This is a genomic window from Porphyromonas endodontalis, assembly GCF_052173515.1.
GTDB classification, from domain to species: domain Bacteria; phylum Bacteroidota; class Bacteroidia; order Bacteroidales; family Porphyromonadaceae; genus Porphyromonas; species Porphyromonas endodontalis_A.
Genome location: NZ_JBQMYL010000016.1, coordinates 14,670 through 37,469 on the forward strand (window position 1 = coordinate 14,670; position 22,800 = coordinate 37,469).

Consider the following 22,800-nt stretch of genomic DNA (forward strand, 5'->3'; position numbering starts at 1 on the left):
AGAATAAAAGATATAGTACATATATGGCTACATTACAGAAGATTCGTAACCGAGCCGGCCTCCTGATTATCGTTATCGGGGTTGCCCTCCTCGCGTTTATTGTCGGAGACGGATTGCGTTCAGGCGGAACCCTCTTCCAGATGAGTAACAACTATGCCCTCAAGATTGACGGCGAGAAAATCAAGGCAGAAGACTATCACCAACGGTTGCAACAGCTGCAAGAGGCTGCCGAAGCTAATGGCAATCATCTTACAGATGAGCAGCGCATGCAACTCAATAATCAGCTTGCCGAAGAGTACATCCAGAGCATTGCTCTAGAGAAGGAGGCTGATGCCCTAGGTCTAAAGGTTACTCCTGAAGAATTGATCGCCCTTGTATTGGGTGATGGCGTTTCCCCCGCATACCAAGCGCAGCAGTTTATTTCGCAGTTGGGTATTAACCCTAGTGACCGCAATGCTGTGCAGACATTCCTTGAACAAATCTCTGACAATCAAATTGCCCAACTCCCTGCGGAGCAACAAGGGCAGATGCGAATGATCAAGAATAGTTGGGATGCTCTCCTTCGCTCGGTGCGCAATGAACGTTTGGGCTCTAAGTTCAATGCGATCATGACTCGTAGCTATGCCATCAATAAGGTGGATGCACAATTCCTTTCGGATGTGCCTTCTCGCGATGTTGCTGTGGTGCGTACTCCTAGCACTATCCTTGCCGACACTACAGTACGTGCTACCGACGAAGAGGTGCGTGAGTACTACAACAAGCACCCTCGCATGTTTATCCAGAAGTATCCTTTTACGCGTGTGGAGTATATCAACGTAGCTATTCGCCCCAGTGCCAAAGACTACTCAGATGCTTTGGCTTTGATGAATAAGACTCGTACAAGTCTGCTTGGCGCAAGCGATGCTAGCACGATCACTCGTAATCACTCTGAAGCTTTTGCTCCTGAGTATTACATGTCCGGACAAGAACTTCGTGATATCCAATTGCCCTCTTCTCTCGTAGAGTTTATTGAGTCTTCTGAGGTGGGATCCGTTAATACTCCTTCTATAGAAAATGATAGCTATTCCCTTGTAAAGGTGATGGCAAAGAAGTCTGCACCATCGGGCGTTCAAGCTCGTATCATTGTACTCGACTCTCTGAATGCTACTAAGGCAGACAGCATTGTTGGTGCTATCAATGGTGGAGCTGCTTTTGCTGATATGGCTATGCGTTACTCCGCAGACCCTCAAACCAAGGCTCAAGGTGGTTATATCATCTTCCAAGATCGCATGGGGATGCCGGATACGACGCTCACAGAAGCTATGGCTACTATGCAAAAACTTGACACCCTTTACAAGGTGCCTGTAGGGCGTGCTTTCACCTCTACGCTAGGGGCAACTAAGGTGATTATGCAGGTGGCTAAGGCAATGCCCGAAGCAACTAAGTACAAGATTGCTTATATCAACTTGCCTGTAACCTTCAGCGAAGGAACTTTTAGCGAAAAGTATTCTACTATCAACAATATCTTGGCTAGCGGCAAATCTTTTGACGAGATGGCTAAGGAAGCTGAGGCAAAGGGTCTCGAAGTTGTGCGTGATGCTCGTGTAGAACCCACCTCGATTAACCTTGCCAATATTCCTTCGTCTCGCGAAGCTGTAAGCTGGCTCTTGAAGGCAAAGCCCGGTGAGGTAAATGAGAAAGTATTCCGTTGTGGAGATGCTAACCTCGTTGTTGCTACGGTAAAAGAGCAGGTGCCTGCAGGTACACAACCTTTTGAGGATGTGAAGGAAGACATTCGAGACTACCTAACAATGGAGAAGCGTGGTGATAAACTCGCGACAGACTTGGAAGGAAAGAAAATTGCCGATCTAGATGGCTATGCCGTGGCTATGCAGGCTAGTGTAGATACCATCCCTAGTGTAAGTTTGGTAGCTCGTGGTTCTGTTACTCCTATGTTGAGTGCCCACGCTATGACTACGGCTATAAATGCTATTTCTAAGCCCTTCCGCTCAGGTACTGAAGTAATGGTAGTGAAGCCTCTTCGTGAGATCAAGACGCCCGTAGGGCAGTCTCAGGAGGCACAACTCCGTCAGCAACGTCGCGCTTTGGGTCAAGGTCTTGGTTATAGAGCTTTCCAACAGCTCATGCGTGATATGGATATTGTGGACAATCGCGCTAAGTTCTTCTAAGCTCAGAATAAGAAAAATCTCTCTAGAGGGGATATCCCCCAGAGGTACTAACAATCCGCTTCCGCAATGCCTTCTGACTAAGGGAAGGAGTGTGGGGGCGGATTCTTTTATCTAGACCATCATGACGAGAATAGGTATTCTCTCCGATACTCACGGTTATTGGGACGAGCGTTATGCGCATTATCTAGGGACGTGCGAGGCTATTTTCCATTGTGGAGATATAGGTTCTCTTTTGCTTGCTGAGCGTTTGCAGGATATTGCCTCTCTCTATGCTGTCTATGGAAATATAGATGATAGCGAAACTCGGCACCGCTTCCCCGAAACGCTCTCCGTAACGATAGAAAAAGCACGCATTGCTCTCATTCACATTGGAGGCTACCCAGGGCGATATACGGCTACAGCCAAAGAATTGATATCTCATACTCAACCCCATCTGTTTCTTAGCGGTCATAGCCATATCCTCAAGGTGATGCCCGATCGAAAAAATAACCTCTTGCATATCAATCCCGGGGCAGCAGGGATACAGGGGTGGCAACCTGTACGTACTTTAGTTCGATTGGTGGTAGATGGGGAGCAGCTGCGCGACCTAGAGGTAATTGAGCTCTCCGGTTATCGTTAATCCTCGCTTCGAGCAAGCCCTCTTTCTCCTGGCTATTTCTTGCTAAGAGCGGAGATCCTCTTCTCTTATTCTCCTCCACTAAGTAGGGTGTAGGCTCTTATTTTCTCTCAATGAGAGGAATGTTTTCTGCCAATGATGCTATATCCGATTTTATTAGGGATAGAAAATGCTTTTAGGTATTGCAGGGAATGAAAATAAGTAGTACCTTTGCACTGCTTTCTGAGAGAGTGGCCTAAAGTGAAGGCTTTACCGCTCTCCAAAATAGATGGCGAGATAGCTCAGCTGGTTAGAGCGCATGATTCATAATCATGAGGTCCCCGGTTCAATCCCGGGTCTCGCTACACGTTTCATAACACTTTTGGGGCTCCCTTTTTTTGAGGGAGCCTCTTTTTCTTTTTATCTGGAGGGGAGCAATCCGTACCAACCTCGCTAAGAAACGGAGAGGTGGAATACACGATCCTAAAACATATAGGGCATAGAATCCTCTACGGAGATGGAGAAGTCTTTCTAAAAGGTCGCTGAGGGGCAAGGAAAAGGGGGAGTAAGGTGTGTTTCTATCGTCCTCTTTGTACATTCAGAGGTACAGGGATTCTATTAAGGGAGGAGAGGAGGTTCTCATCCCATCGAGGCCTTTTTCGTATTATGTCATATCCTAGTTGAGGAATGAGTCTCAGGATATAAGGAGCCCTGCCTAGCGAGTTTAACTCACGAGGCAGGGCGCAGCAATTATATAGAAGAGGTAAAGTTAGTAAGTGTGATGGCTGTCTTCAATCTCCTTACGAGTCATCTTTTTCTTGTCGATAGAGCGCCAAGCATAGAAGATATAAGCGAGCACAAAGGGGATCAATAGAGATACGATGCTCATCGCCTGCAGGGTGTAAGGGCTTGAAGAACTATTGCGCAGGGTTAGGGAGCTTTGCATATCGAAGAGGGAGGGATAGTAAGCCGTATTGTTCCATCCTGCTACGAGTAGCAATCCAAGAACCGCAAGGACAACACCCACGCCTTCTACCCAAATACCCTTGTGGAATGCGGGCTTGAAGAGAGTTAGAGCAATACCTGCAAGCACGAGTACAACCCCTATCAAGAAAATAATAAGCACGATAGGCATAGCTAGGAAGTTGTGCAGATACTTGTAATTTTCGAGGCTGATAACGCCCGTGGTTGGGTCTTCGGTATATCCTGTTGTCGTTACTAAGAATACCACGTAAGCGACAAAGAACACTACAAAGATGAGGGCGTTGGGTAGGAGCGCCTTCTTCGCTTTGGTTTGGAGTGCCTCATCATCAATATTGTTGATGAAGTAGAGAAGGGCAGTAGTGCGAGCTAAGAAAAGGACGGCAATACCCAGCACTAGATTCCAAGGATTGAGCACAGCTTCTAATCCGTGGAGCTGAATGCCATGATAGGGTTGCCATGCAGAGATGGGGCCTGCAGCTTGAGTGAAATTATAGATCACCGATTTATCCACAAGGAAATTGCCTCCGGTAAATAGAGTTGACACCGCAGCTCCAAGCAATACAGGAGCCAAAATACCATTAAGTACAAGGAAGGTATGAAAGGTCTTTTTGCCCCATACATTGCCATGCTTTGACTGGTATTCGTAGGATACTGCTTGGATGACAAAGCAGAAGAGTATGAGCATCCAAACCCAGTAAGCACCACCAAAGCTGGTGGAGTAGAAGAGGGGGAAGGAGGCAAAAAATGCCCCACCAAAGGTTACAAGGGTAGTAAGGGTAAACTCCCACTTGCGCCCTGAGGAGTTAATAATCATCTTCTGTAGGGTGACATCTTTTTGCCAGGGCCAAATGAATGTTTGCCCTCCCTGCACGAAAAGCAAGAATACAAGCAACGCCCCTAACAGCGAGACGAGTAGCCACCAATAGTGTTGAAAAAATGAATAGTCCATAGTCTCTTTTCTTTTGCTTATAAGGGATTACTTATTTGTTTCTTCGGAGGATGTACCCTGTTGTGCGGGACCCTCTTTTACCGATTTCACCATGATATTGATCTCTGCCACCAAGAGCACCGTAAAGAGGAGGGCAAAAAGGGCAAATGTGATCATTACACTAGAAGCCTCTATTGAGGATACCGCAGCTCGTACCGGGAGGATGTCTTGGATAGTCCAGGGCTGGCGTCCGAGTTCGGCTACAATCCATCCTGATTGGCTTGCAAGGTAAACAAGAGGGAGGCATACGATGGTTAGTATGTGGAACCAGCGCATCTTTTTGTACTTCTCCGGCTTGCGTGCAAAGATGGTAGCGATGAGAAGGACGAGAATGAAGAGGAGTCCACAACCTACCATTATACGGAACGAGTAATAGTTAATGGGGACATTGGGAATGAGTTCGCTGCGATCGTTGATGTGACCGTAGCCAAAGTAGGGGAAGTTCTCTTGGATGATCTTATTTTGTGCATCCATCTCCGACTGATTCCCTGCCTTCATAGCTTCGTGGTATTGGGTGAGGGCCGCAAGAGCTGTACGTCCACGCTCCATTTTTTCTTCAGCGCTGAGGGCGATGGAGCCATCGGGGAGGTAATATCCACCATCGAGCAAGTTGTTGATGCCGGGTACATAGCCATCGGGGGTGTGGGTGGCCATAAGAGATAGCATCTTAGGCACCTTTATATTAAAGTAGAAGGCTTCTTCTCCCGGTGCAGGTATCCCACTCTTGGGGATGCCAAATAGGCTAAGAGAAGCCCCTCCCTCAAGAGATTTTCCCTCCGGAGTGTTCATTCCTCCATTGTACAATCCCTCCATAGCGGCGAGCTTCATAGGTTGACGCTCAGCCACGTTTACAGCACTGGTATCGCCCGTGAAGGCCGTAAGAAGAGCTGCGATAAGTCCAAAAGGAGCAATTATGCGAGCATTGGCGAGAGCGAACTCATGGTGCTTTTTGTCCTTGCGAAGCATGTAGTAGGCACATATGGCAAGGGCAAATATAGAGCCGAGTAGCCAAGAAGAGGTAACTGTATGCCAGAACTTATTGATGGCAGTAGAGGAGAGAGCCACCGCCCAGAAGTCTGCCATTTCGCTGCGTACCGTTGCAGGATTGAAAACCATCCCTTGAGGATCTTGCATCCATGAGTTGGCGATAAGAATCCAAACAGCCGAGATGGTCGCCCCTATCACGGTGAGCCATGTGGAGGCGAGGTGAAAGCGAGGAGTCACTTTGTTCCAACCAAAGAACATGACAGCGATGAAGGTTGCTTCCATAAAGAAAGCCAAGATACCCTCAATTGCGAGGGGAGCCCCGAAGATGTCGCCTACGAGCCAACTATAGTTCGACCAATTGGTGCCGAACTCAAATTCTAGAATGATACCTGTAGCAACACCAATGGCAAAATTGATACCAAAGAGCTTTTGCCAAAATTGAGCCCAGTGTTTCCACTCCGGTTTGCGTGTGCGATAGTATTTTGTCTCGGCTAGAGACATGATAATACCTAGCCCCAAGGTGAGTGGCACAAAGAGCCAGTGATAGCAGGCCGTAAGGGCAAATTGCGCCCTCGACCAAGTGAGTAATGCTTCAATTTCCATATTGTGATTATTTTATTTCCTTCTCTTTCAATCTCTCTAAAGGAGGCTATTTCTCATGGGTGATTTGCTCCATAACAAAGTTGGCTTGCTGCTCTTTATCCCCTTGCTGCCCCACAATGCGTGGGAAGAAGAAGGGGCGTAGGATGGCAAACATGATAAACAATTTGATAAGGGCGAGAGTCCACAAAACCTTAGAGGTGCGACTCATGGAGCGAAATCCATCATAGTAGAGATAAAAGGCTCTACGCCAAAAAGGAGCCTTCTTTACATCTGTCTTACTACTCATAGTCGTCTATGTGCTACGTTATTTCTATCCTATGCTTTCGCAAGGGTTGGATACGATTTTGTAATCGAATGCCGGTTTTGTCGGCTTCTTTTGGTGCAAAAGTAGGGCTTTTTTTCCTGGAATCCTGTTTTTGAACACTTATTGTGTGATATTATTATTGATTTGTATTTCCTGTGAGGAGGGTACACTTGACAATTGAGCAAGAGCGACTACAATAAAAACAAGTAGCTGAAAAGAAGGTTGAATGCCGGCTGAAAAAAGATGGAATACAGGCCTAAAAATAAAAATGTTTTACCCAGAATGGAGCTCTCGTTTTGGGTGATTTATTTTTCGTTTTTGGGCGGAAGAGTTGTACATCCAAAGTTTATTATTACCTTTGCACTACGAAACAGGGGAGATGCCTTGTATTCGTGCTCTCACGGAGAGATGGTTCGTTAGCCAAGTGGTTAGGCACCGGTCTGCAAAACCGTCTACGGCGGTTCGATTCCGCCACGAACCTCACTAAGAGGAGTACTGTGACATTCTGTAATGGAATGGCATTTGTGCTCCTTCTTTTTTATGGGAGATAAGGCCTGCTCTTCTTCTCCGCTCCTTCTCTAAGCCTACAGAAGGCACCCAATGTGCTTTTGGTATACTGAGAAAGTGGAAACAGAGAGGTTGGGGGCTATTTGTTGTGCAAGGTTATCGGAAAAAGCACTAACTTTGCAGGGAATTTTTGACGAGCATCTAGGTGCCCGTTTGCAACAAGACGCTAGAATAAAAGCATGGTAGAAGCGCGTTACATACTTAGCCTTAGAGGGTTACCCGATGGTGAGTTTGATATTGTCTATACCCTAGATGATTCCTTTCTCGCCGCTATCGAGGGTTTCGACATCTTTGGGGGAGACGTAAAAGTAACGCTGGAGGGGACGCGTAGTGGAGATAATTTTGAGATCGACTTCGTGCTAGAGGGTACGGTTCGCACTCTCTGCGACCGCTGTAATGCTCCTCTTGATGCCGAAATTGAGGCTGTTTTCCCTATGAGCTTTGCTCTCGGGGCAGAGACAAAGGAGGTCTCTGATAGTGACTTTATGGTGTCGCGCAACGAACCGGAGATGGGCTTAGACGAAATCCTTTGGCAGCTAGTGGTTTTGGCCATGCCTATGCGCAAAGTGCACGAAGAAGGTGCTTGTAGCGAAGAGGTGGAGTCCTTTTTCCTTCACCAGCAGCAGAATGCCAAAGATCCACGCTGGGCGGACTTGGAGCAAATACAATTCGACAAATAATAAATAAGTAAGAATATAAAGGAATCAAACAATGGCACATCCTAAACGTAGACAATCGAAAACCAGAACTCTCAAGCGCAGAACTCACGATAAGGCAGCTATGCCTACCCTAGCAAAGTGCCCCCAATGCGGTGCTTGGCACATCTACCATACGGTGTGTGGCGAGTGCGGTTACTACAGAGGTAAACTCGCTATCGCCAAGAGTGAAGAATAAGCAACTTTTCTAGGTGTCGCTCTCTCGGTATCTTTGCCCCTAGCAGTGTTGGTCATTTGCATTTAAGGGTTACTGAGTGAGAGAAAAAGAGACTTCGAGGTAACAATGTAGGCACTATGCCATAGGATCCTGCATATACCTCGAAGTTTTTGTATTCTCTCCGAGCCGTTTTGTCTCACTAGAACTCTTGTAGATGATAGGTTTGTCCTATTTTTACTACCTTAGTGCTTGGAAAGCGGATACACTCTCTTTTCGGAAGAATGAGGAGGGGATTTGAGTCCCCCTCGGAGAGCAAACTCTCGCTGATCATTAGTGCTACAAATTGATATATAACGCATAAACAGACTACAATGATGAATCAAATATACGCTACCATTACTGCAGTAGGGGCCTATCTGCCAGAGGATAAGTTGACCAACGCAGATATAGAAAAGATGGTCGACACCAGCGATGAGTGGATCATGACTCGGGTGGGTATCAAAGAACGTCGCATCCTAAAGGATCCCTCCAAAGGTGCTTCCTATATGGCAACCGAGGCTGTAAAGGGAATGCTAGAGCGTTTCCATATAGATCCCCTAAGCGTAGAGGGGCTATTCCTCGCAACCAATACGGCGGACTATCACTTCCCTCCTACTTCGTCTATTGTAGCACACGATAGTGGTTGTGCCAATGCGTTTACGTTCGACCTTGTCTCGGCTTGCCCCAGTTGGCTTTATGCACTAGAGACGGGTGCTAACTATATCCGTTCCGGGCGTTGTAAGCGTCTCGTAATTGTGGCAACAGAGAAAATGTCTGCCGCTGTAGACTATACAGACCGCCAGACTTGTGCTCTTTTCGGTGATGGATCCGGTTGTGTACTACTAGAGGCAACAGAAGAACCCGTGGGTGTGATGGACTCTATATTCCATACCGATGGGGTAGGGCGTCCTCACCTTATCATGAAGTCGGGGGGGTCTGCCAGCCCGGCAACTGCAGAGACCGTAGCGCGTCGTGAGCACTTCGTTTACCAAGAAGGTAGTCACGTATTTAAGTATGCTGTAAATGGCATGTCGGACGTTTGCGAGCAGGTTATGAAGCGTAATAACCTTACCAATAATGACATTGCATGGGTTGTTCCCCACCAAGCTAACCGTCGTATCATAGACATGGTAGGGCGTTACCTCAAGGTACCTCAAGAAAAAGTCATGATCAATATTGAGAAGTATGGCAACACCAGTTCTGCCACTATTCCCATCTGTTTGTGGGAGTGGGAGAAGAAGTTGCGCAAGGGAGATAACCTGATACTTACTTCTTTTGGTGCCGGCTATACTTGGGGTGCTGTGTACCTCAAGTGGGGGTATGATCCTAAGGAAGACTAATCTACTAGGGCTTTTGCAATTAAATGATGGATAGTACGTTTTCTCCCCCCGCTGAGCATCCTCAGAATTACCGCTCAGGGTTTGTTAATATCGTAGGTAACCCCAATGTAGGGAAGTCTACGCTTCTTAATTACCTTGTAGGGGAGCGTCTCTCTATCATCACATCCAAAGCTCAGACTACTCGCCACCGCATATTGGGTATTGTCAATACGCCCGATATGCAGGTGGTTTACTCAGATACTCCCGGGGTGCTTAAGCCCAATTACAAGCTCCAGGAGCGTATGCGTGCCTTCTCCGATCAGGCGCTGACTGATGCCGATGTGCTTATATACGTGACCGATGTAGTGGAGCGCAGGGAGAAGAATCTAGACTTCTTACAAGCTGTGGGGCGCCTTGAGTGTCCTATTCTCCTTGTAATAAATAAAATCGACCTTACCGATCAAAAACATCTCGAAGAGCTGGTAGAGGAGTGTCATACACTTCTTCCCAAAGCTGAAATACTCCCTATCTCTGCCACCAATCGCTTCAATGTGCAGCCGCTCAAGAAGCGTATTGAGGAACTTCTCCCCATTGCTCCTCCCTATTTTGAGAAGGACGCGCTTACCGATCGCCCGGCGCGTTTTTTTGTATCAGAGATTATTCGAGAGAAAATCCTCCTCTACTATACCCAAGAGGTGCCTTATGCCGTAGAGGTGGTGGTGGAAGAGTTCAAAGAATCTTCTCATCGTATTGACATCAGGGCCGTTATTATGGTGGAGCGGGAGAGCCAAAAGGGGATCATCATAGGGCACAAAGGGGTTGCGATTAAGAAGCTCGGTATTGCAGCTCGTCGCCCTCTAGAGAAATTTTTCGATAAGCACATTCGCTTAGAGCTTATCGTGCGTGTGGAGAAAGATTGGCGACAAAATGATCGCGATCTATCGGAGTTTGGCTATTCGCTAGACTAAATTCTCCTTTTCTAAAGAAAGAAAACTCGCTCAAAATGAGCAAGGTATAATATCAATATATGAGTAATTTAGTAGCCATAGTAGGTCGCCCCAATGTTGGGAAGAGCACGCTCTTCAACCGATTGGTAGGGAGCCGACAAGCTATTGTAACGGAGATATCAGGAACAACGCGCGACCGTCAATATGGGCACACCAACTGGACGGGGCACGAGTTCTCCATCGTTGATACGGGAGGATGGGTCTCCGGCAGTGAGGATGTTTTCGAGTCCGAGATAAATAAGCAGGTACAGATAGCAATAGAGGAGGCCGATGTAATCCTCTTCGTTGTGGATGTAATGGCTGGGATGACCGACTTGGATCGGGAGGTGGCTGGGCTACTTCGACGTGCCAAGAAGCCTATTCTTCTGGTCGCTAATAAGGCAGATACATTCGAGATCGGCTACCAAAGTGCCGAGTTTTACGCTCTCGGTTTGGGAGATCCTTATGCCATTAGTGCGATCAATGGCTCCGGTACCGGAGATCTTTTGGATGCTATCGTCAACTCGCTCCCCGAGCAAAACGAGAGCGAAACAGAGAAGGAACTCCCTCGCTTTGCCGTGGTAGGTCGCCCCAATGCCGGTAAGTCTTCGCTTATCAATGCCTTTATAGGGGAGGAGCGAAACATTGTAACGAATGTGGCCGGCACCACGCGAGACTCTATCTATACGGAGTACAATAAATTTGGTTTCAGCTTTTACCTCGTAGATACCGCAGGGATTCGCAAAAGAGGCAAGGTGCAAGAAGACCTTGAGTACTACTCGGTGATTCGTTCGATACGTGCTATCGAAAATAGTGATATCTGCATTGCTATGATTGACGCAACGCGAGGTATTGAGAGCCAAGATGTCAATATCCTCTCCCTTGTGATGCGAAACAGCAAGGGGTTGGTAGTCTGCGTTAATAAGTGGGACCTCGTGGAGAATAAAACCAATGAGGCAATTCGTGTATTCGAGGAGGCAATTCGTTCGCGTCTTGCTCCCTTCTCGGATTTCCCCATTCTCTTCATTAGTGCCCTCACTAAGCAGCGTATATTTAAGGTGTTGGAGGTGGCAAATGCTGTGTACCAACGCCGCTCGAAGCGCATCCCAACTCACGAGTTGAACGAGGTGTTGTTGCCTATTATAGAGGAGACTCCTCCACCATCGTGGAAGGGGAAATACATCAAGATCAAGTACGTAACCCAGTTGCCCACGGCAGTGCCTTCGTTTGCATTCTATGCCAATCTCCCGCAATGGGTAAAAGATCCCTACAAGCGATTCCTAGAAAATCAGATTCGTAAGAATTGGGATTTCTCGGGTATTCCCATCAATATCTTTATCCGAGAGAAATAGATTTTGCCCATAGAAGTATGCCAAAGTGCCACTTCGTGATCCCCGCCGGTGGGGTAGGACTTAGATTTGGAGGCCCTCTTCCCAAACAATTTGTGGAGGTAGAGGGGCTTCCTATTTTGATGCATACTTTACGCGCCATTGCTCCTTATGTAGAGAGTATTACACTGGCTCTTCCCCAGGATTATCAGGAGTATTGGCAGCAAGTTTGTCGGGAGAAATCTTTTGATCTCAAGCATAAAATCGTAGAGGGTGGGGCTACACGCTTTCTCTCCGTGCGCAATGCCATAGAGTCTCTCGCTGTAGATCCTGATGCCCTTATTGGAGTGCACGATGCTGTGCGTCCCCTCGTCTCGGGAGAGACAATAGAGGCTCTTCTTGCCGCAGCTGAGGCGTCAGGAGCTGCAATTCCCTATCTACCTCTTACGGATTCTATACGACACCTCGAGCCGTTGGTGGGATCAAAATCGGTAGATCGAGCTCAATTTGTAGCGGTGCAAACCCCTCAGGTTTTCCTCCTAGAACGCCTCCGAGTTGCTTACCAGCAAGCGGATGGTGGTGCGAATTTTACAGACGATGCCTCTGTGTATGAGGCTCTGTATGATACTCCTATTGAGCTTGTTGAGTCTAATCCCGAGAATAAAAAAATCACTCACCCCCACGACCTTCTTTTTCTCCGTCAAGCACTTAACTCTCCAGCGAATCGCTAAGAAGCCCTTTCTTTTGCCCCGCTCTAAGCCCTTTTTGCCATGAATAAGGACTATCTACAGACTGCTATTGAGTATCTCCCTGGCATAGGAGAGCGTAAGAGTAAACTGTTGAAGAGCGAATTAGGGGTCTATACGTTTCGAGATCTTCTCTACACTTTCCCTTTTCGTTATGTGGATCGTAGTCGCATCCTCACTGTGCGAGAACTGCGAGATGGGGGAGGTGAGGTACAACTTCGGGGGATAATCTCGGATTATGTGCTTGAGGGATTTGGGAGAAGAGCTCGATTGAAAGCAACTTTTAGGGATGCTACGGGCTCTATTGAGCTGGTGTGGTTTAAGGGGTCGGACTATATCTCGGAGCAATTCCCCGCAGGGCGAGAGTATATCGTCTATGGCCGCCCCAAGGCTTTTGGGCATTATTATAATATTGTGCACCCTGAGGTTACGCCTATTGAGCGTGCGAGCCAAGTCGCGGGTGGGCTGCTATCTGTCTATCACACCTCAGAAAAGATGAAACGCTCGGGATTGGATAGTAAGAATCTGCGCAACGCCATCGGGAGATTGTGCCAAATAGCCCATCTGTATATCAAAGAAACGTTGCCAGAAGAGGTCAGAAATCGTTGGGGTTTAATCCCATTGCCTCAGGCTCTCTACGCCATTCACTTTCCAAAAGACGACGCAACGCTGGAGAAAGCTACGCAGAGGCTGAAGTTTGAAGAACTGTTTTTCTTACAACTATCACTGCAACTGACAAAGAGAGAGCGTAAGTCTCACTTCAAAGGCTACCTCTTCGATCAGGTGGGGGAATACTTCAATTCTTATTATTCTAGCCTCCCTTACGATCTTACCCAAGCCCAAAAGCGGGTGCTTAGAGAGATCCGGCACGATACGCAGAGTGGACTGCAGATGAATCGCCTTCTGCAGGGAGATGTGGGATGTGGTAAGACACTTGTTGCTACTTTTGCCATGCTTTTAGCGTTGGATAATGGTTGGCAGGCTTGTATGATGGCCCCTACGGAAATACTCGCCCAGCAGCATTACGAAACATTGAGTAGCCAACTAGCCCCCCTTGGTATAGAGGTGGCGCTTCTTACGGGTAGCACACCGCAGCGAGAGCGAACGTCCATATTGGAAGATCTTGCTCAGGGGTCTTTGCGTGTGCTGGTCGGCACACATGCCCTCCTAGAAGAGAGAGTACAATTTGCACATCTTGCTCTTGCCGTTATTGATGAGCAGCATCGGTTTGGTGTGGTGCAGCGCGCTCGTCTTTGGGAAAAAAGCCTAGATCTTCTCCCTCATGTACTCATTATGAGTGCGACTCCTATACCACGTACTCTTGCGATGACGCTCTACGGAGATCTGGATATTTCGGTGATAGATGAATTGCCACCGGGGCGTAAGCCGATCTCCACACGTCACTATTTCGACGATTTCTCCGAAGAGGTTTTTCGATTGGTGGAGCAAGAGTTATTTGCCGGTAGGCAGATTTATGTGGTCTATCCTATGATAGAGGGGACGGAAGACTCCGACTACAAAAATCTGGAAACAGGTTACGAACAATATCGTTATCGCTTTGGCGATCGCAATGTAACGTGGGTGCATGGCAAACTAAAACCCCAAGAGAAGCAGCAGCGTATGGAGCAATTTGTCACGGGTAAGATCCCTATTTTGCTCTCTACTACGGTGATAGAAGTTGGGGTAAATGTGCCCAATGCTTCCGTTATGGTTATCGAGAATGCCGATCGTTTTGGATTGGCTCAATTGCATCAGCTCCGTGGAAGAGTAGGGCGTGGAGCCGAGCAGAGCTATTGTTTGTTGCTCTCTAAGCGCACCATCAGCCCCGTTGCTATCAAACGAATTGAGGCGATGTGCAGCTCCAACGACGGCTTTTTCATTGCGGAAGAAGACCTCAAATTGCGGGGCGCCGGGGACATAGAGGGAACTCGGCAGAGTGGCGACCTCTCGGGATTGCGCCTTGCAGAGCCTTCGAAAGACCTCAATATCCTCTACGCTGCAGCTCAAACGGTAAAGGAAATCCTTGAGCGGGATGCTCTTCTAGAGGGTGCGGATTTGGTCGCTTTGGCAGAAGAATTGGAGAGAATATATCCTAAGAGTAAGCGTTGGGGGAGTATTGGATAGCAGGATGGAGAGTGTTATTTCTTTGCAAATAACCATAAAAACGCCCCCCTTTCAGTAGCCTTTCTTCTCTTTTTTGTGGTCGTTTCGGTAGAATCTATTACATTTGCGATCGGACAAATAGGGTAGAATAGGAGGAGCGCTCCTTGAATGCCAAGTATGAACTAAGTAAGAACAGAATGAAAAGAACGAAGCTAACAACCGCTCGCTCCCTGCTTTTAGTGGGGTTTGTAGCTCTACTTAGCTTGCCTCTCGAGGCCTACTCCTTGGATAGAAAGAAGCCTCGAAAGAAGAAGTCGGCACGCACTACAGCGGTTGCGACGACCAAGAGCAAGAAAGGGATTTCGTCCCAAAGTGCAGATTCCACAGAGATGCCAACGCTTTATGCTGATGGTGTTAAGGGGATTGAGAAAATCAAGGCAAAAAAGAATATGCGCGAGCTTGAAGGCGCGCGTGAAGCCCTTGAAGCACCAGCCATCGACCTCTACGGAGTGGATAGCTGGAGCTCATATGTCAACCCCTTCGCTGGTAAGCATTCTGCTGACATCCCCTCTAGTTTCGAGATCAATTGTGAGGGCTTTGTGATGCCCCTCAGTGGAAAGGTAAAGGTAACTTCGAACTACGGCTATCGTTCCAGATTTGGTCGTAATCACCGAGGTATAGACCTCGCTCTCCATACGGGAGACACTGTACGCGCGACCTTTAGTGGTAAGGTTCGTATCCGAGATTTCGAAGGTAAAGGGTTTGGATACTACGTTGTGATCCGTCACCCCAATGGTTTAGAGACCGTTTATGGTCACCTTAGCCGTCAGTTGGTGCAGCGTGATCAAGTGGTGAAAGCCGGCGATCCTATTGGTTTAGGCGGCTCTACAGGTCGCTCTACCGGCCCTCATTTGCATTTAGAGTTTCGCTTTATGGGGATTCCCATCAACCCAACGCAGATTGTGGATTTCTCCCTCGGTGTGCTACAGCGTGATACCTATGTGTTCCGTCGTGGTAACACTGATGGAGCCGGTCCTAGCTACGGAGAACTCTTTGCAAATAACAAAGAGAAAGCTACGGAGTATAAGCAATCTGCCAACAGTCGCGAGCGTGCAAAGGAAAAAGCGCCTCAGACGCACCGCATCAAAGAGGGTGATAGCCTGTCTTCGATTGCTAAGCGACATGGCACTACGGTTGCTAAGCTTTGTAAGCTAAACAATATGACCGCAAAGGCAACCCTTCGCCCCGGAAAATCTATTCGGGTACGCTAGTGTTGCATAGGGGAGAGAGATAGGAGTCTCTTCCTAATACAGATAGGAGAGAGTGTGGCAAGAGGGGGAAACTTCTCTTTGTTACACTCTCTTTTTGTTTTTATGGGAGAGGCTGTTTCCTATAATCTTATGGTGGATGTCTCACTTCCTCACTGCGAGCAAAAACTCTTTTGTTGCGTGAGAGTTTGTACCTTCGTAGAGCCGAGCAAATAAAAGTTGGCATCACAAAGCCATAGTACTACTATGCAGTTTAGAGATATAATAGGCTACGAGTCGCTCAAAGAAGAACTTCGAAGAATTAGCGCTACGGGGCATATCCCTCACAATATCCTTTTCGATATAGAAGATGGGATGCCCGGTGTTGGGCTTGCTCTTGCTTGGATACAGTACCTCAATTGTTCGGATCCTCACGATGGGGATAGCTGTGGGGTGTGTCCGCATTGCAAGATGCTTTCTCAGCTTTCTTACCCCGATGTTCATTATATCTTTCCTGTTGTTAATGCTACGGATGTAGAGACGCCTTCGGATAACTTTTTGTCTCAGTGGCGTGAAATGTTTGCTGCCGAAGGAGCCTATTTTGATCATGAGACATGGCTTCGCTACCTCAACGCCGGCAAGCAGCAACCTGTGATTTATAGCAAGGATGCCATCGCTTTAGAGAACAAACTGAGTATCTCTTCTAGCGAGGGTGGATATCGTATGGTCATTATCTACGAGCCCGATCGCATGAACGAGGCGGCTGCCAATAAACTCCTCAAACTGATGGAGGAGCCTCCCGATAAGACGATAATTGTATCGGTTTGCTTTGCTACGGAGCAGCTCTTGGAGACAATCGTGAGCCGAATGCAGCGTTTTGAGTTACTCCCTCTCACCCAAGACGAACTCAAAATGGGGCTACGGCAGTTTTACCCACAAGCACAGGAGCGAGATTTGTTGCGTGCAGCCCTCCGTAGTGATGGTATACTGCTTCGTGCGCGTCAGATACTTTCTAACAATACGGCCATTGCCAAATACACAGAATGCTTCGGACAACTTATTGGAGACATAGTGCGTAAGGATGTGGTTGCGCTCCGTAAGTTAAGTGAGAAGATGGACAGTGAGGGGAGGGAATGGATTGTTGCAGCTTTGGTTTACTTCGAGGAGTGTTTTCGACTTAGCTTTGCGGGCAATTTTACGGGAGCCGGTACCCAGTTTTCCACAGATCGGGAGCAAGCCATATTTATTGCCTTGAACGAGGCGGTTACTCCCGGCAATATCGAATCTATATATCGTACAACCGAGAGTGCTATACGCCATGTGAGAGGGAATGTTAGTGCCAAAATGGTGCTTTTCGATACCTTCTTGCGCTATACTGCCGCCCTATCACCGGCTCTCAAGGCGAGAGAGGCTCGTTCTATTTGAAGTCCTAGAGAATCTCTTTTGTGCTTTTTCATGCCTATGAGTTCACGCCCCTTGCAAATTGTCCATCTCTGTACCAGTGATAGTGCAGGAGGAGCAGCCATAGCAGCGCGTCGTCTGATGATGGCACAGCGTGAGGCTGGTTTGGATGCTTCCATGCTCGTACTCCACGCTTCTCATCGGGGACCTGCCATTCATGCTTTACGGAGCGATAGTGTTTACTCTCGGGGGATTGCGCAATGGAAAAAAGCTCTTGAAGTGGGTGCCGCATGGGTTGCTCAGGGCTTTCGTCGGGCTCACGTTTTTGATGTCTCCTTGCCGATTGCAGGATTTTCTCTTAAGCACCATCCCCTTATTCTTGAGGCGGATGTTATTCATATTCATTGGATCAATCAGGGTTTTCTCGGGCTCTCCTCTCTACGTTCTTTGGTACAACTGAAAAAAAAGGTACTCTTTACTTTGCACGATGAGTGGGCTTTTACCTCTCTTTGCCATCACGCTCGAGACTGCCGGCGTTTTGCAGAGCCTGAGGGATGTCATGACTGCCCTCAGGTGCAACCCGGGATCCCTTTTTTCGATCCGGCACAGCGGATTTTCCGTGCTAAGTGCGCTCTCTACAAAGAGTTATCCCCCTCTTTTGTGGGGTGTAGCGAGTGGATTACAGCCGAAGCCCGTCAGTCGTTGTTGACGCAGGGATGCCGCGTGGAGGCTATACCCAACGTCTTCGATTCCAAGACGTTTGTCCCTATCCCTCGTGAGCAGGCTCGCACGCAGTTGGGCTTGCCGGTGGATAGACCTATACTCCTTTTTGGGGCGGCTCGTACCGACGATCCCCGCAAGGGCTTTGCCGAGATGCTCAAGGCTCTTCAGATTTTCTATGCAACGCCCTATGCTCAGGGGCAGAAGCCTCTTGCCCTTCTCTTTGGAAAAATATCCCATCCTGAGTTACTTTCGTCGCTCGCTCCCATAGAATGTAAGAGTGTGGGGTACTTAGCCCCGCACGATATGGCTCTCCATTATGCCGCAGCCAATCTGTATGTAACGCCCTCTCTCGAAGAGAATCTGCCCAATACCATCATAGAGGCGGCTGCTATGGAGTGTCCTACGGTCGCTTTTGATGTGGGAGGGATCCCCGAGATTATTACTCATGGAGTCACGGGCTATTTGGCGCGTTATCGAGATGTTGTAGACTTGGCTAGGGGGATGGAAGAGATGCTCCGTGCCACCGAAAAAGGCTCAATAGCCCAATGTCGCACCGATGTGCTCCATCGCTATGATACCTCAAGTATTGTACAGCAATACCTTAATGTGTACACCTCTTAATACTAGAATCCTATGTATAAGTTTTCCATAACCACTTCGCAAATCAGCCACTGGGGTCACAAATGCATCCTATTTCTCTTTTTGGGGATGCTTTTCTCTTTTGCGAATCTCCATGCCCGAGAAAATAAGAAGGTATTGGTCGCCTATTTTTCCCTCCGTGGAGGCGTAACCAAGCAGGTCGCTGAAGAAATCCACCGTAAGGTAGGAGGAGACCTTTTCCGTATTGAGCCTGAGGTTCCCTATCCTAGTGAATACAGTGATGTAGTGGCTCGTGCCAAGGAGGAACGTAATAATGATGTGTATCCCAAAATCAAGAGAAAAGTGCCCCGATTTGCTGCTTACGACACGATTTACCTAGGTATACCTATTTGGTTCGGTCAGTTGCCCGGGGTGGTGAAAACCTTCATTGCGCAGCATGATTTTCGAGGGAAAGTAGTGGTGCCCTTTGCTACAAGCGGAAAGAGCGGCATCGCAAAGCTAATGCCTCACTTGACGCAGATGCTTCCCAAGTCTCGGTTGATGGAAGGGATCCTGATACTCAAAGACGAGGCCGATACATCTGCTCCACGAATACATGAGTGGCTCCGTTCTTTACAGCCCTATAGAGAGACCCCGAAAAAAGACAGCTGATTCTCGGCTGGATTTCTGTCCTGTTTTGAAAAATTTCTTGCCCAGAATGGGGGAGCATTTTTGCCTGGAAAATAAAAATTTCTAGGGCTGGAAATTTTTGATTTCTAGCGAGGAAGAAAAAGAACGATCCCGAGTTTCCTTTTTTAGCCCGGTCGGTTGGTGATGGGGAGAAGCTCAGAAAGTTGATTACGGCGGCAAAATAGGCCTTGTGTGGATGTCGACTTTTTGTGCTTTAATAGGGAGGTAATCTCGTTACTTAGGGCTTCGAAGTCGATAATTCTTTGCTAATTGTAGCCCCTATTTGCAGGGAAAAGATTAGATTTGCGGTTGAAATACGAGTTGGGAAGTGCCCTAATACTCGTGAATTTCGCTCAAGTATCTGATATTCAAAGATAAAATACAAGGATACTGTGCGGTGAATATAGTTAGGAGAGATGCTCGAGTGGTTGAAGAGGCACGCCTGGAAAGTGTGTAAACGCCAAAAGTGTTTCATGGGTTCGAATCCCATTCTCTCCGCAGAACTTTGAGAGGGAGAAATAAAGTCTAAAGGAGTGTTCCTTCACCTTATTATCACCATCAAAGGAAAAGTATAATAGAACAAATTAAAAAGATAGAACAATTTAATCTCAACGTCAAGATGAAAAAGTTATTTGCAACTCTTGCCTGCACCGCCTTGTTGTCAGTGAGCATTACCACTGCTTCGTGGGCTCAAGACCAACCCGCACAAGCTCCTGAGGCTGCTGCCACTGAAGAAGTAGCTGCTCCTGCTGTAGCGGATCAAGAGGAAACCCAAGAAGCTGCTGAAGCTCCTGCCGAAGCTCCTGCCGAAGAAGCTAGCTTCCATCAGGCTCTTAAGACGAAATTCATCGAAGGGGGTGCCGACTTTATGGCCATTATTGCTCTCGCCCTCATCCTTGGTCTCGCTCTCTGTATGGAGCGTATCATCTACCTCAACCTCTCAGATACCAATGTAGACAAGCTACTTAAGGGTATCGAAGATGCTCTTGCTCGTGGTGATGTAGAAGGTGCTAAGAAAATTGCTCGTGAGACTCGCGGTCCTGTAGCTTCTATTGCTTACCAAGGTCTTATGCGTATGGATCAAGGCATTGACATCGTTGAACGCTCTATCACATCGTATGGTGGGGTACAAGGTGGTCTTCTCGAAAAGAACCTCTCTTGGATTACTCTCTTCATTGCCATGGCTCCCTCTCTCGGGTTCCTCGGTACTGTAGTCGGTATGGTTATGGCCTTCGACAAGATTGAAAAGGTAGGTGACATCAGCCCTACGGTAGTTGCCGGCGGTATGAAGGTAGCTCTTATTACGACCATCTTTGGTCTTATTGTGGCTCTTATCCTTCAGCTCTTCTACAACTACATCCTCAGCAAGGTAGAGGCTATCCTCAATAAGATGGAAGACGCTTCTATCTCTCTTCTCGACTTGGTTATCAAGTACAATATTAAAAAGTAATTACCCCCATTAGTAGTTATGTCTGTAACAAAATCTAGAAAGATATCCAGTTGGACGTTCCTCGCTCTCCTGGTTGTCTCGGTTCTTATGTGCCTTTCTCTCTTTATGGGAGGTTCGCACATGGAGGGGACGAATAAGGCCTACGAGCTTACCGGAGCATTCCTCGGATGGGTATACATACTCACAGGCTTAACCCTAGTGGTTACCTTGTGTTTTGCCCTAATCGGCTTCTTCAGAAGCTTTAAGCAGGACTCAAAGAAGGCTCTTACCGGTCTTATCGGTTTGGTAGCTCTTGTATTGCTACTCGTTATCACTTACGCCGTTGGCAATGGAGACCCTGCCGCTATGAGCGCTGTAAACGAAGACTCTCAGAAGTATCTCACTGCGGGCTGGCTCAAAACCGCCGATATGGTGCTTTACAGTAGTTACGCACTTATTGCAGGAACTATCGTTCTGATCATTTGGGGTGCCATTCGCCGTAGTACACTAAAGAAGTAATTATCAAATTAAATCAGTAATAAGAGCATGGCTAAGTCTAAAAAGAAAGTACCAGGCATCAATGGTTCGTCTATGGCCGATATCTCTTTTATTCTTCTGATCTTCTTTTTGATAACTACTTCAATGGATACGGATAAGGGTATTAAGCGTCGTCTTCCGCCGCTTGTGCCCAAAGAAGAACAACATGATGATATAGAGATTAACGACCGCAACATTATGCAGTTGCTCGTTAATCGTAAGGACCAGATTGCCGTACTACGTAAGACGGCAGGTGGCGAGAGTACTCAGCTTATCTCTATCGATCAGCTTAAGGATCGCGTAAAAGAGTTTGTCGTAAACCCCAAGAATAGCCCTGAGTTGCCCGAGAAGGAAACTCGCGAGGTACCCGGGCTTGGAGTGGTTGAGACTACAACTCTTAGCTACGCTATCTCTCTTAAGAATGAGGTAGAAACGAGTTATCAGATGTTCATCAATGTACAAAATGAGATCCTCAAGGCTTACAATGAGATTTGGGATGAGTATGCTCGTATGAAGTTCAATACTCCCTACGAAGAGCTCAGCACCGATAAGCAGAAGATGATCCTCGAAGTGTACCCGATGCACCTCTCCGAAATGCCTTTGTCGAATCTCAAGTAATTAGTAAGGAAGATAGTAATGGGAAAATTCAGTAAAAATGGCGGACGTGAGATGCCGGAACTCAACACTTCCTCTCTCCCCGACCTTATCTTTGCATTCCTGTTCTTTATCATGATGGTTACGAGTATCCGCGAAGTAACCGCCAAGGTAGAGTACAGCAATCTTCCTCGCGCTACAGAGCTCACAAAGCTCGAAGAGAAGTCGCTCGTGTCTTATCTCTACGTAGGTAAGCCCATTGCAGCCTATCGCGCAAAGTTCGGTAATAACTCTTGCATCCAAATCAATGACAAGATTATCCAGAATACGGAGCTTGTCTATGACTTTGTAAAGCAAGAAGAGGCTAAGATACAAGATGAGCGTAAGAAGCTTATGACCATCTCTATCAAAGCTGATGCCGATACGAAGATGAAGATTATATCGGATATTAAGTATCAACTTCGCCGTGCCGACGCACTCAATATTAGTTACTCGGCACGTCAGCCGGGAGGTCAGCAGAGCCGTTAATTGGTCTCTTAACACCTCTTCTATGAGGCTATAGAAATCACCAAAAAGAGAGGAGAGGGGGCATTTTTGCAAGTGCACCCTCTCTTTGTTTTTAGTTAGGAGCTATTCCTACTAAATCTCAGAAAAAAGAGTCATCTTCCCCTTGGGAGATCCCCGACAAATAGCTACTTTTGTTGCGCTATTAAGCATAGAAAAGAATAACACAATACACTAGATAAAGAAGAGAATATGACTTCAACCTCCCAAAAGCCACGCGTGCGGTTTGCGCCTAGTCCTACGGGGCCACTCCATATCGGAGGGGTGCGTACAGCTTTGTATAACTACCTGTTTGCTCGTCATTTTGGTGGCGATATGCTCCTTCGTATTGAGGATACGGATAGCAAGCGTTTTGTGCCGGGTGCCGAGGCCTATATATTAGAAGCACTCAATTGGCTTGGGATAGAGATAGACGAAGGTGTGGGTGTAGGAGGTGAATGCGGCCC

At 47.4% G+C, this 22,800-nt stretch carries 21 protein-coding genes and 3 tRNA genes; 21 read left to right on the forward strand and 3 right to left on the reverse strand.

The genetic code is table 11. The annotated features are described in order from the left end of the window. Positions 1-23: 23 nt before the first annotated feature. The 3 genes from ACTTHR_RS07665 (at position 24) to ACTTHR_RS07675 (ending at position 3,128) form a co-directional block, all read left to right on the forward strand. Positions 24-2,168, forward strand: a complete 2,145-nt coding sequence (locus tag ACTTHR_RS07665; RefSeq protein WP_442605750.1) for a peptidylprolyl isomerase — start codon at positions 24-26, stop codon at positions 2,166-2,168. 121 nt (positions 2,169-2,289) lie between these two features. Then, positions 2,290-2,787, forward strand: coding sequence for a metallophosphoesterase family protein (locus ACTTHR_RS07670; RefSeq protein ID WP_442605751.1), 498 nt, complete (start codon positions 2,290-2,292; stop codon positions 2,785-2,787). A 267-nt stretch (positions 2,788-3,054) separates the two neighbouring features. Continuing rightward, positions 3,055-3,128, forward strand: a tRNA-Met gene (locus ACTTHR_RS07675). A 404-nt stretch (positions 3,129-3,532) separates the two neighbouring features. Here the strand turns inward: ACTTHR_RS07675 and ACTTHR_RS07680 are convergent. From ACTTHR_RS07680 to ACTTHR_RS07690, 3 genes are read right to left on the reverse strand one after another with little or no spacing between them, the layout of a single operon-like run. Next, positions 3,533-4,696, reverse strand: coding sequence for a cytochrome d ubiquinol oxidase subunit II (locus ACTTHR_RS07680; RefSeq protein ID WP_315077113.1), 1,164 nt, complete (start codon positions 4,694-4,696; stop codon positions 3,533-3,535). Between the two features lie 27 nt (positions 4,697-4,723). Then, positions 4,724-6,325 carry a cytochrome ubiquinol oxidase subunit I gene (locus tag ACTTHR_RS07685; RefSeq protein ID WP_442605752.1) on the reverse strand — a complete coding sequence of 534 codons (1,602 nt, stop codon included), beginning with the start codon at positions 6,323-6,325 and terminating at the stop codon, positions 4,724-4,726. 46 nt (positions 6,326-6,371) lie between these two features. Further along, positions 6,372-6,611: a DUF4492 domain-containing protein gene (locus tag ACTTHR_RS07690; RefSeq protein WP_276775232.1), complete on the reverse strand. Its 240-nt coding sequence runs from the start codon at positions 6,609-6,611 to the stop codon at positions 6,372-6,374. Positions 6,612-7,039: 428 nt separating this feature from the next. On the opposite strand from ACTTHR_RS07690, the gene ACTTHR_RS07695 reads away from it, so the two are divergent. The 18 genes from ACTTHR_RS07695 to ACTTHR_RS07780 form a co-directional block, all read left to right on the forward strand. Continuing rightward, positions 7,040-7,110: transfer RNA gene (locus tag ACTTHR_RS07695), tRNA-Cys, on the forward strand. A gap of 265 nt (positions 7,111-7,375) precedes the next feature. After that, the gene (locus tag ACTTHR_RS07700; protein WP_004335125.1) at positions 7,376-7,876 is read left to right on the forward strand and encodes a YceD family protein; all 501 of its coding nucleotides are present in this window, start codon (positions 7,376-7,378) and stop codon (positions 7,874-7,876) included. A 31-nt stretch (positions 7,877-7,907) separates the two neighbouring features. Next, a complete protein-coding gene (rpmF, locus tag ACTTHR_RS07705; RefSeq protein WP_083797856.1) occupies positions 7,908-8,090 on the forward strand; it encodes a 50S ribosomal protein L32 in 183 nt (60 codons plus the stop codon). 353 nt (positions 8,091-8,443) lie between these two features. Next, complete coding sequence (locus ACTTHR_RS07710; RefSeq protein WP_040581555.1) at positions 8,444-9,448, forward strand: beta-ketoacyl-ACP synthase III; 1,005 nt, start codon at positions 8,444-8,446, stop codon at positions 9,446-9,448. A 23-nt stretch (positions 9,449-9,471) separates the two neighbouring features. Continuing rightward, positions 9,472-10,395, forward strand: coding sequence for a GTPase Era (era, locus tag ACTTHR_RS07715; RefSeq protein ID WP_442605753.1), 924 nt, complete (start codon positions 9,472-9,474; stop codon positions 10,393-10,395). A gap of 59 nt (positions 10,396-10,454) precedes the next feature. Beyond that, positions 10,455-11,765, forward strand: a complete 1,311-nt coding sequence (gene der / locus ACTTHR_RS07720; protein WP_276775235.1) for a ribosome biogenesis GTPase Der — start codon at positions 10,455-10,457, stop codon at positions 11,763-11,765. A 17-nt stretch (positions 11,766-11,782) separates the two neighbouring features. Continuing rightward, entirely contained in the window at positions 11,783-12,472 is a 690-nt protein-coding gene (locus ACTTHR_RS07725) for an IspD/TarI family cytidylyltransferase (protein ID WP_442605754.1), read from the forward strand. Positions 12,473-12,511: 39 nt separating this feature from the next. Further along, positions 12,512-14,611 (forward strand): ATP-dependent DNA helicase RecG, encoded by a 2,100-nt coding sequence (recG, locus tag ACTTHR_RS07730; RefSeq protein ID WP_442605755.1) that lies wholly within the window; start codon positions 12,512-12,514, stop codon positions 14,609-14,611. 176 nt (positions 14,612-14,787) lie between these two features. Beyond that, on the forward strand, positions 14,788-15,861 hold the full coding sequence (locus tag ACTTHR_RS07735) for a peptidoglycan DD-metalloendopeptidase family protein (RefSeq protein WP_442605756.1): 1,074 nt from the start codon (positions 14,788-14,790) through the stop codon (positions 15,859-15,861). Positions 15,862-16,104: 243 nt separating this feature from the next. After that, positions 16,105-17,262, forward strand: a complete 1,158-nt coding sequence (locus ACTTHR_RS07740) for a DNA polymerase III subunit (protein ID WP_442605757.1) — start codon at positions 16,105-16,107, stop codon at positions 17,260-17,262. 36 nt (positions 17,263-17,298) lie between these two features. Then, positions 17,299-18,582: a glycosyltransferase gene (locus ACTTHR_RS07745; protein WP_442605758.1), complete on the forward strand. Its 1,284-nt coding sequence runs from the start codon at positions 17,299-17,301 to the stop codon at positions 18,580-18,582. Positions 18,583-18,594: 12 nt separating this feature from the next. Further along, on the forward strand, positions 18,595-19,212 hold the full coding sequence (locus ACTTHR_RS07750; protein WP_304285486.1) for a flavodoxin: 618 nt from the start codon (positions 18,595-18,597) through the stop codon (positions 19,210-19,212). A 428-nt stretch (positions 19,213-19,640) separates the two neighbouring features. After that, positions 19,641-19,728, forward strand: a tRNA-Ser gene (locus ACTTHR_RS07755). Between the two features lie 121 nt (positions 19,729-19,849). Next, positions 19,850-20,680, forward strand: a complete 831-nt coding sequence (locus ACTTHR_RS07760; protein ID WP_004335089.1) for a MotA/TolQ/ExbB proton channel family protein — start codon at positions 19,850-19,852, stop codon at positions 20,678-20,680. Between the two features lie 18 nt (positions 20,681-20,698). Next, positions 20,699-21,178 carry a hypothetical protein gene (locus tag ACTTHR_RS07765; RefSeq protein ID WP_281678188.1) on the forward strand — a complete coding sequence of 160 codons (480 nt, stop codon included), beginning with the start codon at positions 20,699-20,701 and terminating at the stop codon, positions 21,176-21,178. Between the two features lie 27 nt (positions 21,179-21,205). Further along, positions 21,206-21,814, forward strand: a complete 609-nt coding sequence (locus tag ACTTHR_RS07770; protein ID WP_281678190.1) for an ExbD/TolR family protein — start codon at positions 21,206-21,208, stop codon at positions 21,812-21,814. Between the two features lie 18 nt (positions 21,815-21,832). Beyond that, entirely contained in the window at positions 21,833-22,318 is a 486-nt protein-coding gene (locus ACTTHR_RS07775) for an ExbD/TolR family protein (RefSeq protein ID WP_004335097.1), read from the forward strand. A gap of 228 nt (positions 22,319-22,546) precedes the next feature. Continuing rightward, a partial coding sequence (locus tag ACTTHR_RS07780; RefSeq protein ID WP_442605759.1) for a glutamate--tRNA ligase family protein occupies positions 22,547-22,800 on the forward strand: 254 nt, incomplete at its 3' end.

Coding starts and splice junctions, on each gene's coding strand:
- ACTTHR_RS07665 (WP_442605750.1), top strand. CDS start 24: ATGGCTACATTACAGAAGATTCGTAACCGAGCCGGCCTCCTGATTATC.
- ACTTHR_RS07670 (WP_442605751.1), top strand. CDS start 2,290: ATGACGAGAATAGGTATTCTCTCCGATACTCACGGTTATTGGGACGAG.
- ACTTHR_RS07680 (WP_315077113.1), bottom strand. CDS start 4,696: ATGGACTATTCATTTTTTCAACACTATTGGTGGCTACTCGTCTCGCTG.
- ACTTHR_RS07685 (WP_442605752.1), bottom strand. CDS start 6,325: ATGGAAATTGAAGCATTACTCACTTGGTCGAGGGCGCAATTTGCCCTT.
- ACTTHR_RS07690 (WP_276775232.1), bottom strand. CDS start 6,611: ATGAGTAGTAAGACAGATGTAAAGAAGGCTCCTTTTTGGCGTAGAGCC.
- ACTTHR_RS07700 (WP_004335125.1), top strand. CDS start 7,376: ATGGTAGAAGCGCGTTACATACTTAGCCTTAGAGGGTTACCCGATGGT.
- rpmF (WP_083797856.1), top strand. CDS start 7,908: ATGGCACATCCTAAACGTAGACAATCGAAAACCAGAACTCTCAAGCGC.
- ACTTHR_RS07710 (WP_040581555.1), top strand. CDS start 8,444: ATGAATCAAATATACGCTACCATTACTGCAGTAGGGGCCTATCTGCCA.
- era (WP_442605753.1), top strand. CDS start 9,472: ATGATGGATAGTACGTTTTCTCCCCCCGCTGAGCATCCTCAGAATTAC.
- der (WP_276775235.1), top strand. CDS start 10,455: ATGAGTAATTTAGTAGCCATAGTAGGTCGCCCCAATGTTGGGAAGAGC.
- ACTTHR_RS07725 (WP_442605754.1), top strand. CDS start 11,783: ATGCCAAAGTGCCACTTCGTGATCCCCGCCGGTGGGGTAGGACTTAGA.
- recG (WP_442605755.1), top strand. CDS start 12,512: ATGAATAAGGACTATCTACAGACTGCTATTGAGTATCTCCCTGGCATA.
- ACTTHR_RS07735 (WP_442605756.1), top strand. CDS start 14,788: ATGAAAAGAACGAAGCTAACAACCGCTCGCTCCCTGCTTTTAGTGGGG.
- ACTTHR_RS07740 (WP_442605757.1), top strand. CDS start 16,105: ATGCAGTTTAGAGATATAATAGGCTACGAGTCGCTCAAAGAAGAACTT.
- ACTTHR_RS07745 (WP_442605758.1), top strand. CDS start 17,299: ATGAGTTCACGCCCCTTGCAAATTGTCCATCTCTGTACCAGTGATAGT.
- ACTTHR_RS07750 (WP_304285486.1), top strand. CDS start 18,595: ATGTATAAGTTTTCCATAACCACTTCGCAAATCAGCCACTGGGGTCAC.
- ACTTHR_RS07760 (WP_004335089.1), top strand. CDS start 19,850: ATGAAAAAGTTATTTGCAACTCTTGCCTGCACCGCCTTGTTGTCAGTG.
- ACTTHR_RS07765 (WP_281678188.1), top strand. CDS start 20,699: ATGTCTGTAACAAAATCTAGAAAGATATCCAGTTGGACGTTCCTCGCT.
- ACTTHR_RS07770 (WP_281678190.1), top strand. CDS start 21,206: ATGGCTAAGTCTAAAAAGAAAGTACCAGGCATCAATGGTTCGTCTATG.
- ACTTHR_RS07775 (WP_004335097.1), top strand. CDS start 21,833: ATGGGAAAATTCAGTAAAAATGGCGGACGTGAGATGCCGGAACTCAAC.